The following is a 13,347-nucleotide window of genomic DNA, read 5'->3' on the forward strand; positions in this document are numbered from 1 at the left end:
GGGTATCATTTTAGATCGCTCTCAGAAACTGCCATGTCGAGATACAAAGGACTAACCAACGGTACATTGACACTCCGTAGTTACAACGGTCAAGTTGGCGAAGCCCTAGCCAATGTAAAAGCTATAAACAAAGTCATAAGACTAGGTATGCCTGAAAGAAAAGCTATTGCATAGCATGCGGCTAATTAGAACTAGATCCGCTTAGAAACTGATTTGATCAACAACGCCCCGCAAGATTGATAGTTTCGTTTGTTGTAGCTTCTCCATTCGCAGATAACTCACCGACAATTTCATGAATGGAGGTCATGTTACGTGTAATTTCATCTGCAACAGTGCTTTGCTGTTCGGCTGCTGTAGCAATCTGCATATTTAAGTCATTAATGTGCACCACTGAGTGAGCGATAGCATCGAGGTCATTCGCCACCATAGACGTATTTTCCACTGTTCTTTCACATGTTGATTTAGTGGAATTCATTGCAGATATGGCTGCATTTGAGCCATTAAGCAACTTATTTAACGTTTGTTCAATTTCCGCAATGCTGGTAGATGTATTTTCAACATCCTCAACGAGCTGAGAAACCGTTGTTGTAGCGCTGGTTACAACGCTTTTAGAGCTAATAACTTGAGAGTTTGTATTATCAGTGGACTGTGATGCCTCAGATGCGTTCTGCGCTACATCATTTGCAGTCGCACTCATTTCCTCAACAGCGGCAACAATTTGCACGGTTTCCTTGGTGTGATCCTTTAATACATTGCTGTTTGCTTCTGTTTGATTTTTAAGTTGGTCGACACTCGTAGAAATGTGCTCAGAGCTCTGCGAGACTTCTAACATCAAAGTTTGCAGGTTTTGGATAAAGACATTAATTCCTTCTGAAATTTGACCTAAATCATCATCACTGGTTACAGGCAAGCGTCGGGTTAGATCGCCATTACCTTTCGATAAATCCAGTACCACCTCTTTAAGTGTGAGTATTGGTCGATATAGAATGTTTAAGATGGTGATAACTAGAAAAATCCCAACGGCAAGTCACCGCTTTCAAACCTGGGTCGTACTTATAAAGCTCACTGATTATTATTTGCAGTCGCTAGTTCTTCTGCCCTTGTCATTTCTTCGATTATGTCAACGTTTAACATAGCTACATACTCAAGGCCGTATAGCTGCACTAGGTTCATTGCGTCAACTGTGCTACCCACAAAGAAACGCTCGGACTCAAGGCCGAAACAAATCTCAAGCGTTAGCTTTGTCCTGCCAGTATTGCCAATATAAAGCGAACCTAATGTTATGACTTTGTGGTTTCCGTGCTTAAGCTGATAACCAGACTCAAAACCGTAGCTAACACCGTAGCTAACACCGCCAGTGTTGCCACCGATACTGCCCCACGTTATTTTTTTAAGTTCTTTAGACATGGTTTCCTGTGTGAACCATTTGCCGTTAATAAAAGCGCCATGAAAAATTAAATCATTATCTTGCATATTGTTTCTTCCTACATATTCAACATTTAAAAGCCAGACAAAGACCCCCCCCAAAAAAAAGGATCGCTTAAACAGATTTTGTTTAGCGTGTTCAATTTCCAATTGTTAAAGAACCGTTACTCTAACGGCAGCTAACGACGACGTCCGCAAGAAGAAAACAATAGCGCCCCGTTTAATTAGTGAATTGCGTTCGTTTTAGCTGATTCGGTGCGGCAATATGAAACCCAAGAACGCCAATCGGCACATAGCGATTTGTTGTTAAGATTAATATCGTGACGGAATGTGTACTCCTGACCATTTCAATTCAAAGCTAGGCTTGGATTTGAGGGGGGGAGCATTATCAAAACAGCGAAAGCTAATGACCTTAAGCCGAATGTAATCCGTAACGACCAAATGTTGTATGAATCACCTTTTCGTATGTACTTTAAATCATCAATCGCCGAAAAAGCCGACTGACGCCGGCTTCTAAGAAATCAGAACGATGAATCACCACAGATGGTTAGCAGCTGATCGCGCATCCAGATAATGCCTTTATCTTTCTGCGAAGATTCATGCCAGCTCAGATAACCACGGATAGAAGCCGATTCAAACGGTAAAGGCAGCACTTTTAACTGCAGGTTTGCCGCAACAGATTCCGCTAGCCAGCGAGGCGCTACAGCAACCAATTCAGATTGACCAACCACATACATGATATTACTCAGGCTAGCCCCCTGATATGCTTCCTGATATGAGATATGCTGGTTGTAAATATCATCAGCAAACATATTTAAACCCGGCATCGACTTTAATACCGCATGCTTTTCTAAGTCAAACATAGCTTCAGAAATAGCGTCACCGATCCGAGGATGATTATCTGCCGCAATTACGACCAGTTCATCACTGAATAATTCAGTGCTGCAAAAACCGGGTTCATCAAAGCGAACGTAGTCGATAACAAAATCAATTTCCTGGTAATACATTTTTTGCGTTAGCTCAGCATCAAATTTTGCTTCAAGCTGCATACATAAATTCGGCGCCTGCTCTGTTACATTACGAAGTATGCGAGGTGCAAAACGCATATCCAACGGGCTGCAAATTGCCAGCTTAAAGGTACGAGTTGAGGTTTCTGGCGAGAAGATCGACGATGGCAGTTCACTCTTCACCAGTTGTAATGCCTGGCGTAAAGGACCAAACAACTGCTTAGCACGTTGCGTTGGCTGAATACCACGACCATGACGAATGAAGAGTTCATCATTAAACATCACCTTTAAACGAGCGACAGAATTACTTACAGCAGGTTGAGACATACCCAGGTTTTGCGCTGCTCGGGTGATGTTTTGCTCTTGCATAACCGCATCAAATACAGTCAGTAAATTAAGGTCGACACTTCTTAAATTTGACTCCACCTTGTAACCATCAGCAGGGTGAATAGAAGAGCTTCTATGTGTCATATGTTGCCTCTAAATGAATTTTTCTGGGGGTGTAGTGGTACGGTGCATCCGTTATGCCATTGCTGAATTAAAGAACCGAAATCTTGTTCTTATTTAATCCAGCGCCCTTAGAAGACATAGGCAACGCCAAGCGTTCCAGATAAAGCATTTTCAGTTTTAACGATTGGGCTATTTGCCAGTTCATCATCAAGCTTTGTGTATCGTAGCGAGCCGGTAATGCGGATCTTCTTTGTTATGTGCATGTACGAACTGGCACCAACAAACAACTTCCCACTCCAACCAGCATCAAAAGCGTCAAATCGGGTTCTCTCTGCTTCAGCGCTAGATACTCCGTATAGGTGGTTATTGAGCTTGTCGCTGTTATATGCGTAACCAACCTCGGGGATTAACCCATAACGGCCATTGATGAAAGGCTTCTTCCAGGTAACTTCAGAGTAGAGCCCGTAATGGTCGCCAGTAACGTCACTACCAACCGAGAACTGAAATACACCAGCCTGGTTGACAGCCTGTAAGGTGACACCACCCAACACACCAGGCTCTCGCTCATCGAGCTTTTGAATATCCAAATCATCTGAATCACCAGGCCTCAGCGTTCTTGGGTCATACTGAAGAAAACCAATCACGTTGAACGGGGAACCTGCAGGGCGTAAGCGGATACCACCGCCAGTGCCTCTTAAGTAAAGGTGCTTTCCTTCGTAACCAATCATCGGGAACGGAACAACATCTGAATCCAGGCCCTTGTAAACTGCAGGGGAATACGAGGTGACTAAGCCTAAAGAGAACTCACCTGCGTTTGCGGTTGGTGCTGTTGATAGCGCGATGGCCGCTAATACTGCTAATTTTTTCATTAAATCATACCGCCTGCTGTACGTGCCATTTGGAAAGTTTGTAAAACCTTAACGTTCATTGGGGTTTCTTCGTAACTGTCTAGATTCTGTAATTGAGCGTCTCTTGTTGAGCAGCCAGAAAGAGCAATAACAGCAGCAATTGCGATGACTAGTTTTTTCATTGTTTCTTGTCCTGATTATTTCTTACTAAAGCCATTTATCTCTAAGAGCACTGCACATAACAGCCTGGGCGTATATTTTGCCGATTGAACGAGCAGGTTTAGCTAATGCCTGAGGTGCTACAAGTGCTGCTGCCAGAACAATTGCTACTGCTTTAAGTTCCATGTGTTATTTCTCATTAATTTTGTCGCGCTGGTTAAACTCAATATCAACAATGTCGTAGAAAAGGCGATAATCATCTGGCCACACCTCTGCAGGGATATCGACAAAGTAGCCACGTTTCATTAGCTTGTAGTCGTGGTGCCAGTCATTAAGCTCTCCGTCGGTAAAACCAGAAACAAGCTTTGCGTACTTTGCAACGGTGCTAATTTCATTTTTCACTACACCCCTTACGCTATACTTTGCCATCTTGAAGATATACGTAATAACGATGACAGCGCCCATCAGAAGCAACAAAAGAGCGCCAGCATTTAGCGCATTGGCCAATCCACCGCTCATAACGTCGATGATTGTTTTTGCGGTGCCTAAAAAAACAAGAATGCCGATAAATATCATGCCGCTTTTGTCTGGTTTGCTTCTCATATCATTAATCCACTTAAGGCCAAATGTTGTTCAGGATGTAAATTTCGCCTACCTGTTCTGTTCTGTTCTGTTCTGTTCTGTTCTGTTCAAGGATGTGCATGGTAATGGGTTACCGCCAAAAAATAAAGGTCAGCGACATCTATTTTTACATCTAACATCTCTTCTTTGTGTAAGTTCAGCCCATAATGACAGACATCTTGTCGTCCACTTTGCATGTATTTTGTAGTGCAAAGTGCATAGCACTTTATGTTTCACGAGAACGGCTTCCATGTTCACCAATAATACTATGCAAATAAAAATCAGTGACTTACTAGCCAGCTGACGACTATTGACATTCGATTGTCAGTTTGAAGCGTTACGTTATAAACGGAGTGTGGCCTGTAGCGATTCCGAGTTGCAAATCAAAGACTTACTCAGCGAAATATCACTCACCTTCAGTCACCGGTGTTGCACACTCTCGTCCGAAACAAACTAATTTAAATCAACAAATAACAGACGCCAACCATTAAGTCAGAGTGTAATGGATAAATAACTTTACGGTTGTACATATCGACAAACAATGCAGGATAAGAAAAATACCAGCAATAACTGGCCATTATTACTACGAATAGTGGTTACTGCAGGTTATATGTTGAATGCTTATAGATAAGCCTGCAAAGTGTCAACTTATCTCAGGATGGGACATAAAATCGCGTCCAGAGGATCGCTTGATAACTTCCAAAAAAGTAGGCCGTATAATCCGATCCTAACTTATTGAACTCACCTATCAGACGATTTAGTATCGTCTGTTCTTGTGGCATTGAGTGTCTCTGCGTTTGGCAAGTTCATAACTGCATAGCCAATACTCATATAAATACAACACTCGACTTCCTTACTATCGCCTTTAATCTTGCTTAATAGTCTGTTAAGCCCGCTGCTTTTTGGTATGACTGGCTCTGCATTCACTATCGCCTTAATGAATTCATTGTTGTTGTTGATTGCATACACCCATGAGGTAAAGAATAGCTCCGGTGATGAAAATATTAATGGCTTACTGATTATCGCTGAAAATAGCGGCGTAAGTTCAGCCAGCAAATCAGACTTTAGCTTGAAGTGAGCATTTATACCTGAGCGGGTTATTCCGACTCTTTTTGTTACCTTGCTGAACGTAAAGTTTTCAAACCCTTCATTCATGATGATATCAAACGCAACCTCAATTATTTTTTGTCGTGTTTTCGCGGCTTCAGCTTGGCTTACTCTTGGCATATTGCCCGCCATATAGTGGTCAGTGACAGTTATTTGAGCTATGATTATATTTCCAATCAGGCGGTATTACCAGCTTTTACAAAAATTTCAGGTACTTCCGCTGCTGCAAATAAGCATCAAGTTTAATAAATAATTTCGGGGGGTCATTCATTTTGACACCTAAAGCAAAATAAAAACTATCGCCTCAAGCTTAATGGGTGGACAGTGGCCACCGAGGAAAGGGAATAGGTTTACAGTTAGGACATTACATGTACAGAGTAATAAAAGACTCAACAATAAACAGTACTTTAAACGGACTAGTCTCGGAACTCAGCAAAGAAGACGGTTATCAAGATAGACGATTTTCACCAGGCCAGTATTCAAACCTTTTTTCGGCTGCTTGTGTCTGGGGAAACAAGATAAGTATTGAGCTTTGGGGCCTGCGTCGTTGGGTGATGATTAGAGAGGAAGTTACCCCATATGCGCGTTCTTAATTCCTCTGTCACCGTCGCCAAAAGAACTCAACGAGTCAAAACAAGTTGCAACAGCATTATTGAGTACACATCTTTTGTTGTTCGCTGGTATGAAGATGGCGAAAAGGTGGAATCAACCAAGTGGTTTGGCCCCCATCGATACGGATCTTTAGAGGATGCAGAGATAGCGGCCAATATGTTCGCAGCAAAAAAGCGAGCTATCCATACCAGTGGTGAATTGAATCTGCCACGATGAGTCTGTCCGGATGAATTGATGGCGACGTAACTTCTTGCGTAATGTCGGGGCATATTCAATGAACCAACGATAAATGGTCGAGCGATTAACCGAAATCCCTCGCTCTACCAGCATGTCGCTGAGGTTGGCGTAACTCATTGGTGTCGAACCATACCAACGAAGGCACCAAACAAAGTGTTTCCATTTGAATTCTGGGTTGGTCATTAAGTCGCTAGATTAGAGAGGGAAAAGAAGGGATTCTGAGCCTTGGTTGAATTTTTTGTAACAGACCCACCTACAGAGGGAAGTACTCAGCATCAAACAAATAACATTGATGCAGATCGTTCAATAACATTTTGGGTCAAAAGTGATCTCCATCGATGTTATTCGGTGATCTGGTTGAGTGTTATTAGGCGATCTCCATCAATGTTAATGGGTGATCTCGATGGATGAAAATATGCAAGTTATCCACTTAACTGAACTTTAAACTTAAAGTTGTAACTAGCACTACGACATATCGCATATCCATACTCTAGTACGTTTCCTTCCTTATTAAGACTTTTCAGTATAATTTTTAATGCAGGCTCACTCACCTCAATTTCTAGCATATCGGCTTCTTCTTGAGTTAACTGGTGCACATTTATTTCATACTCTTGAGTGCAAGGTTTGATGCCTTGCTGATTCCAATAGTTGTAAAGCGACCCTTCAAGCAGCTCAGGCCGAGGCAAGTACACAGGTGCTATAAACATGGTTTCGATAGAAACAGGAATATCATCAGCTAAACGAACTCTTTTTACCTTAGCTACTTTGCTTCCTTCATCCACTTCTATCTCTTGTCGGATATTTTCATCGCCCTGAATAAGCTCTCTACTAATCCAACGATTCGACAACTTACCCTGACTTTGTAACTGAGATGAAAATCCGCCACCAGACAAGTTGTAGTCCAGAGGGAAGTTTACCGTTGTACCCTTGCCTTGCTTTTTAATTACCAAGCCAGATTTTCTCAGCTCATCGAGCACTTTCACAATAGTAACTCTGGACACATTCAACTCTTGCGCAAGCTTTCTTTCTGAAGGTAATACCGCGCCATTAGCAATGATTCTTTTTTGAATCACACGCTCAAGACTTTCTTTCAATTGAATATATTTAGGCGTTAAAGAGTTTTCGCTTAGGTTTTCTTTAATCGCGGTTACTAAGTCTTTGCTCGTCATTTGTCAAAATTCTAGGTTGTTTTTGAATCTAGGTGAAGAGTAACAAAAAACGTGCGAGGTGTCACACTGGACTACAAAATCGCCCCACTGGACTTGAGCTGGACTTGAACTGGACTTATACTAGCTACAGCAATTCAATTCTTATGGTGACACAACATGACTAAAACCGCAGTTAATGACAATAGCGCTGCACTTAGCCGAATCCAGGGATGCTTATTCGGCCAGGCCTATGGCGATGCTCTAGGCATGCCATCAGAGCTTTGGACTAAAAGCAGAGTAGAAAACTATTTTGGCTGGATTGATAGTTTCCTAGTTGGGCCTGAAGAAAATATAGCGGCCAATGAGTTCGCGAAAGGACAGTACACAGATGACACTAGTCAGGCTATCGCCTTAGTTGAGGCTGTTATTGAGGCTGATGGGGAAATCGACCCGAAGATTATTGCTAAGCACATAATCAAATGGGCAAATGATATCGATGCGTTCAATAAAAATATTTTGGGTCCTACGTCCAAAAAGACACTCAATGACATAGCGAAAGGTATTGAGATTGAAGAAATTGAATCCAATGGCGTTACCAATGGTTCAGCCATGCGAATCTCGCCAGTTGGCTGTCTTCTTAAATCAGACGACTTAGACCAATTTATTAATAGCGTTCGCCTTTCATGTATCGCTACTCACAAATCCGACATTGCTATTGCAGGGGCTACCGCTATCGCATGGTGTATTAGTCGCGCAATTGATGGTTTCCATTGGGACAGCATAAAAGGAGAGCTTTGCGAAGTATCCAATTTAGCGCAAGAGAAATATCAGTCTACTTTTAGTCCCCTACTGGGCTACAGAATTAATTACGCTATGGATTTAATTGCTGAGTTAAAAAAACAGCGCGATGAAGCATCCAAAGAATATAAAGAGGATGTTGTTAAAGTCGTATATGAACAAGTAGGTTCAGGGATGGATATTATTGAATCGATTCCAGCGGCAATTGCGCTGGTTGAAGCTTCAGATACAGACCCCCTCCTGTGTGCAGAACTGGCAGCAAACTTAGGTGGAGACACTGATACCATTGGCGCAATGGCAACTGCTATATGTGGCGCAATTCACGGCATTCAGGCTTTCCCTACAGACAGCATATCGCTAATCGAGGAAGTAAATAATACAAATTTCAACCTATATGCAGGCAAATTGACTGAGTACAGACTTAATAAAAAGGGTGAAAACAATGAAAACCGATAACACAAGCTCCATATCCAGCGGTATAGACGCAGGCTCGAATGCAGACTCTACATCAATTAACGATCTTGGCATTGATATTGTGCCAGAAGACCAAAAAACAAAATCACCGTCGGAGTTATTCTTCGTTTGGTGTGCAGCGAATATAGGAGTACTGGGGGTAGTTTATGGCGCAATCATTGTTTCATTCGGCCTCTCATTTTTTCAGTCAATACTCGCAGCTATTGTTGGTATTGCCTCTTTTTCTCTAGTGGGCATAACAAGTATTGCTGGTAAAGTGGGTAGCACAACCACGCTAACTCTATCTAGAGCTAGTTTTGGTAAGAAGGGCAACATCGCGCCTACGTCATTCTGCTGGATGAACTTAATGGGATGGGAAGCCGTCAACATCATCACTGGCACACTGACCTTATCTGCTCTTTTTGCAGCGTTAGGCTTTGAAGAGTCAACATTCATTACCGTTGTGTCTTTGGTTCTGTTTGGTGGCTTAACGGTTGTTGTCAGCATCTTGGGGCAAAACTTTGTTCTGAAGATGCAAGAGTGGATAACTCGCACATTTGGCATCATGACATTGATTGTTGTTGTTTACTTGCTAGCAACCTCTGATTGGGCTGCAATCATGGCACTTCCACATGGTGATTGGCTAACAGGGTTCTTGCCTGCGGTATCTATCATTGCTGCTGGTACTGGTATTAGCTGGGCTATTGCTGGTGCAGACTACAGTCGCGACCAATCTAGAACGTCTAGCAACAAAGGCATTTTCGCATCCGTTGTTGGTGGTGCAGCACTGCCTCTATTCCTGCTGATTACCGCCGGCATTCTGCTAACTGCTCAAATCCCAGATTTGGCTTCTCACGAAAACCCAATCGCGGCCATTGGTAAGCTACTACCGACTTGGATGGCAATTCCATACCTTCTAGCGGCTGTTGCAGGCATCGTTACCATCGCAGTTCTTAGCCTATACTCTGCGAGCCTAAACCTTCTTACTATTGGCGTTAAATTAAAACAACGTACAGCTATTGCCATTGATGCTTTCTTAGTTCTTGGCGTTGCTATCTACGTATTGTTTGTCTCAGGCGACTTCTTAGGGCCATTCATCTCGTTCCTAGTATTCTGTGGCGTATTCCTTGCTGCATGGGCTGCAATCTTCATTAACGATTACTACACCCGCCACAAAGACAACGGCTACAAGTTTGAAGACCTATATGGCGACACTGGCATCAACAAAAATACTTTGGGTTGTTGGTTAGCAGGTGCGGTTTCTGGCTTGCTTGTGACAAATACGGGATTCATCGACGGTCCATTTGCGGTAGGTATCTTTGCCGACTCTAGCTTAGGCTTATTTGTCTCATTTTTCGTAAGTCTGATTGCACATCGCATATTTTCCAAGTAAATAGAGGGGCTTATTTTGGACTTGAATCAACTAAACCAAACAACGCCTATTGCTGTGATAGGAGCAGCATTTGGCGACATCATTCTTGAAATGAATAAACTGCCAGCGAGCGGTGGCGATGAGATAGCAAGCGAACAATCCAGACAAATTGGCGGCTGTGCTTTTAACGTTGCGCGTTCTTTGTCTCGCTTAGGGGTAAACATAATCAACGGTATCCCTGTAGGAAATGGCTCCTGGGGTGAAGCGGCAAAAAAAGCTATGCAGCAAGAAGGCATTGAGCCTGTTTTGTACAACGACAGTGTGGATAACGGATGGTGTTTAGCCATTGTAGAACCCGATAAAGAACGCACCTTTATCACGGTAGAAGGCTGCGAACAGTATTGGAGTCAAGCGCTATTAAACAAGCTCAACGTCAATAGCGGTTCAATTGTTTACGTATCTGGCTACGAGCTAGTTGATAAAGAAAGCGAACCGCTAAAAAACTGGCTACTAGGATTAGATGATTCGACCAAAATATTTGTCGATTTCGGACCTCGCCTTGGCGATATCGAGACGTCATTTGTCGATAAGCTACTTCTCAAGCAGCCAATCCTAACGGTCAATAGAGACGAGCTTAAAGTGCTAATCAAGAAATCTGATGCCACAGTAAGTGACGCAAAAGCTTTCTCTAGCGACAAAGGCGTAAGCCTTGTATATCGTCTCGACAAGCAAGGTGCATGGGCGATTGAACCTAACTGCAAGCCTGTCAACATCCCTCCATATAAAGTTGAGGTTGTAGACACTATCGCCGCTGGTGATAGTCACTGCGGTGGTGTGCTGGCGGGACTTTCGTCAGGCTGGTCACTTGAAGACTGTGTGCGGTTAGGAAATATGGTTGCAGCTATGGTTGTCGCAACACAAGGCGCTGACGGTGCTCCAACGAAGCTGGAACTCGAAGAATTTAATAACATACAGCAAAAATAAAAAAGGATTAGAGGTAGAATATCTGGGCGGGAGCATACTTTGCTTGAATTTTAACCAAAGAAAACTTCCGCTCGATAATTAAAAATGGGCAGCTCGACAATCCTGAAGGCTTATCTGTTTGGGAGCAGTTTTACGCGCTAGCAGCCTAATTGTATCTGAAAATTAATACACTTATACTTCTACATAGCTTTGCGACAAAGCCCTCTTTTTTGAGTTGTAGGATGTCGATTATGTTTTTCCTGACTTCACTATCTACGTCATCAGATGCCATGAACTCAATAAATTCCATAGCTAGCTCTCTAAAAGTCAATGTCACCGAATGCTTTGATTCGGAATATTCCACAATCCACCACACCTGCCGGCTTTTATAACCCTGTTCAGCAACTAGATCATCGGTCAGCTTAATCGACTGTGTATAAAGTCCCAGCTTAGCAAGCAGTAAAATATCTTGGGCATCTATTGGCATTACGCCATGTGTGTTTGCAAAGTCTTCATGGCTAATTGTAAAAGTGTTTTTTTGCGACAATCAAACTGACTAATGCAGTAATTAAAAGCGAAACTTAAAATTCATGATTAATATATTTGCTTGATTTTCACTAATAAGCAAAATACAAATTAAAAGCAATTCATCACCTTATACACAAACGACATATACGGTTTTACGGTGGAGTTGTGCCTTACCTATGTCCCCTTCCCTTGATTAGCGCCCTTGCTACACCAATCAAAACCATATCTTTCGTTACCAGGCCCCTGCATTTATCTATCTGTGCATACCTGCGACCGCGGTGCCTTTGTTGTCACATTAATAGCTATAAAGTTATATAAATTAAATACAAAACCCTGTTTGATATAGTAAAAAGCAAGCATAAAAAATAGATCGAGATCCAGATATAACGTACACTGTCCGCTAATACGAGTTTTAAGGCAAAGAAAGACATTTCTGTACCCGGCACTGACCGCCAGATTGATGTAAGCAAATAAGATACATGCACCCTCACTGGTTGAGGGGGCTTTTAACGAAACTCTATAAACAGGAAAGACACAACATGAAAAAGCTAATTCTTGCGGCTGTTATTACTGCAACTTTCTCCGCTTCTGTCCTCGCTGGTAGCGTTGACACTTACGCAAAAGACGCAACATTGGCCCCGGTTGTTGAAGACTTCAAAACGCGTCAATTTCAAGAAGGTCTAAACCTTGTTGACGCTATCGTAGCAAAAGACCCGGCTAACCTAGACGCTCACAGAATGGGGATGCTTATCGGCACTAACAAAGATGATTTCACAACAATCATTCACCATGCCGACTCAATCCTTGCTCAACAGCCAACAGACGCACAAGCGCTATACATGAAAGCCATCTATAGCAAAGGCACAGGCTTACAGGGTTATGACGCCGCATACCAGACAATGAGCATTGCAAAGCCTAACGCAGCTAAAGCGATGAAAGATGTTGTAACGGCTGTTGATGCTCTATGGGAAAAGCCAGTTTACAAAGAAGCGCCTGACGTATCACCTGACGGCTTAGGCATTCTAGCGCTAGGCTCGCCAGCGAACCCAGACGGCACGCCACAGCCACGACTACAGAACACGCTAAACCGCACGCTTGAACTAGCGAACGCGTTCCCTAAATCGCCAATTTTCGTCACTGGCGGGGCTATTTACACAAGCATGACTGAATCACAGGCTATGAAAAACTGGCTAGTGAAAAACGGCGTTGATGCTGACCGAATCGTAATGGAAGATCAAGCGCGTGACACAGTAGGTAACGCGATCAATATCATGCCGTACCTAAAAGAGCAGAAACTTGATCGTCTATTGCTTGTAACTGTTGAGTATCACCTTAGACGTTCAGCGCTAATCATTGACGGCGTGTTAGATCAGCAAGGCGTTAACGTTGATGTTGTCGGCGTAGCTGGCGAGAGTGACAAAATCGGTCACGACTACGCGAAGCGGATGATCGTAGAGCGTGCGGCAAGCTACCGTGATCGTGGTCGTGCTTACGGATTATTCCAGCATGACGACTTTTTAGCTTTAGATAAGTAACAACATACAGCCCCGGCATGGTCGGGGCTAATTCTCTACATACCAACCTTTAACCGCGCACACCTCGCCTCTGATTAGCTTACA

At 43.0% G+C, this 13,347-nt stretch carries 14 protein-coding genes and 2 pseudogenes; 5 read left to right on the forward strand and 11 right to left on the reverse strand.

Annotated elements, in window-relative coordinates; genetic code table 11:
• Positions 1 to 174: pseudogene (locus L4D76_RS23835) on the forward strand (IS5/IS1182 family transposase); the annotation flags it as partial.
• Between the two features lie 43 nt (positions 175 to 217).
• Here L4D76_RS23835 and L4D76_RS23840 read toward each other — a convergent pair.
• The 10 genes and pseudogenes from L4D76_RS23840 to L4D76_RS23885 all read right to left on the reverse strand — a co-directional run bounded on the left by L4D76_RS23840 (position 218) and on the right by L4D76_RS23885 (position 7,635).
• Entirely contained in the window at positions 218 to 1,015 is a 798-nt protein-coding gene (locus tag L4D76_RS23840) for a methyl-accepting chemotaxis protein (protein WP_428443392.1), read from the reverse strand.
• Between the two features lie 47 nt (positions 1,016 to 1,062).
• Positions 1,063 to 1,575 (reverse strand): hypothetical protein, encoded by a 513-nt coding sequence (locus L4D76_RS23845; protein WP_428443356.1) that lies wholly within the window; start codon positions 1,573 to 1,575, stop codon positions 1,063 to 1,065.
• 371 nt (positions 1,576 to 1,946) lie between these two features.
• Complete coding sequence (leuO, locus tag L4D76_RS23850; RefSeq protein WP_428443357.1) at positions 1,947 to 2,903, reverse strand: transcriptional regulator LeuO; 957 nt, start codon at positions 2,901 to 2,903, stop codon at positions 1,947 to 1,949.
• A 107-nt stretch (positions 2,904 to 3,010) separates the two neighbouring features.
• Entirely contained in the window at positions 3,011 to 3,751 is a 741-nt protein-coding gene (locus tag L4D76_RS23855) for a MipA/OmpV family protein (RefSeq protein ID WP_428443358.1), read from the reverse strand.
• Complete coding sequence (locus tag L4D76_RS23860) at positions 3,751 to 3,912, reverse strand: hypothetical protein (RefSeq protein WP_428443359.1); 162 nt, start codon at positions 3,910 to 3,912, stop codon at positions 3,751 to 3,753. The genes L4D76_RS23855 and L4D76_RS23860 overlap by 1 nt, the downstream gene beginning before the upstream one ends.
• 25 nt (positions 3,913 to 3,937) lie before the next feature.
• The gene (locus tag L4D76_RS23865) at positions 3,938 to 4,075 is read right to left on the reverse strand and encodes a hypothetical protein (protein ID WP_428443360.1); all 138 of its coding nucleotides are present in this window, start codon (positions 4,073 to 4,075) and stop codon (positions 3,938 to 3,940) included.
• A gap of 3 nt (positions 4,076 to 4,078) precedes the next feature.
• On the reverse strand, positions 4,079 to 4,492 hold the full coding sequence (locus L4D76_RS23870) for a hypothetical protein (protein WP_428443361.1): 414 nt from the start codon (positions 4,490 to 4,492) through the stop codon (positions 4,079 to 4,081).
• Between the two features lie 759 nt (positions 4,493 to 5,251).
• Positions 5,252 to 5,737: a TetR/AcrR family transcriptional regulator gene (locus tag L4D76_RS23875; protein ID WP_428443362.1), complete on the reverse strand. Its 486-nt coding sequence runs from the start codon at positions 5,735 to 5,737 to the stop codon at positions 5,252 to 5,254.
• Between the two features lie 684 nt (positions 5,738 to 6,421).
• Positions 6,422 to 6,649, reverse strand: a pseudogene (locus tag L4D76_RS23880) (IS6 family transposase); the annotation flags it as partial.
• A 239-nt stretch (positions 6,650 to 6,888) separates the two neighbouring features.
• Positions 6,889 to 7,635 carry a GntR family transcriptional regulator gene (locus tag L4D76_RS23885; protein ID WP_428443363.1) on the reverse strand — a complete coding sequence of 249 codons (747 nt, stop codon included), beginning with the start codon at positions 7,633 to 7,635 and terminating at the stop codon, positions 6,889 to 6,891.
• Positions 7,636 to 7,791: 156 nt separating this feature from the next.
• On the opposite strand from L4D76_RS23885, the gene L4D76_RS23890 reads away from it, so the two are divergent.
• The 3 genes from L4D76_RS23890 to L4D76_RS23900 are packed head-to-tail and all read left to right on the forward strand — an operon-like array spanning position 7,792 to position 11,221.
• Positions 7,792 to 8,868, forward strand: a complete 1,077-nt coding sequence (locus L4D76_RS23890) for an ADP-ribosylglycohydrolase family protein (RefSeq protein ID WP_428443364.1) — start codon at positions 7,792 to 7,794, stop codon at positions 8,866 to 8,868.
• Entirely contained in the window at positions 8,855 to 10,258 is a 1,404-nt protein-coding gene (locus tag L4D76_RS23895; RefSeq protein WP_428443365.1) for a purine-cytosine permease family protein, read from the forward strand. Before L4D76_RS23890 ends, L4D76_RS23895 begins: the two co-directional genes overlap by 14 nt.
• Before the next feature lie 15 nt (positions 10,259 to 10,273).
• A complete protein-coding gene (locus L4D76_RS23900) occupies positions 10,274 to 11,221 on the forward strand; it encodes a PfkB family carbohydrate kinase (protein WP_428443366.1) in 948 nt (315 codons plus the stop codon).
• 145 nt (positions 11,222 to 11,366) lie between these two features.
• Here the strand turns inward: L4D76_RS23900 and L4D76_RS23905 are convergent, their stop codons facing one another.
• The gene (locus L4D76_RS23905) at positions 11,367 to 11,747 is read right to left on the reverse strand and encodes a hypothetical protein (protein WP_428443367.1); all 381 of its coding nucleotides are present in this window, start codon (positions 11,745 to 11,747) and stop codon (positions 11,367 to 11,369) included.
• Between the two features lie 520 nt (positions 11,748 to 12,267).
• Here L4D76_RS23905 and L4D76_RS23910 point away from each other — a divergent pair.
• Complete coding sequence (locus L4D76_RS23910) at positions 12,268 to 13,263, forward strand: YdcF family protein (protein WP_428443368.1); 996 nt, start codon at positions 12,268 to 12,270, stop codon at positions 13,261 to 13,263.
• Positions 13,264 to 13,347 lie beyond the last annotated feature (84 nt).

Source organism: Photobacterium sagamiensis (assembly GCF_050337085.1).
GTDB classification, from domain to species: domain Bacteria; phylum Pseudomonadota; class Gammaproteobacteria; order Enterobacterales; family Vibrionaceae; genus Photobacterium; species Photobacterium sagamiensis.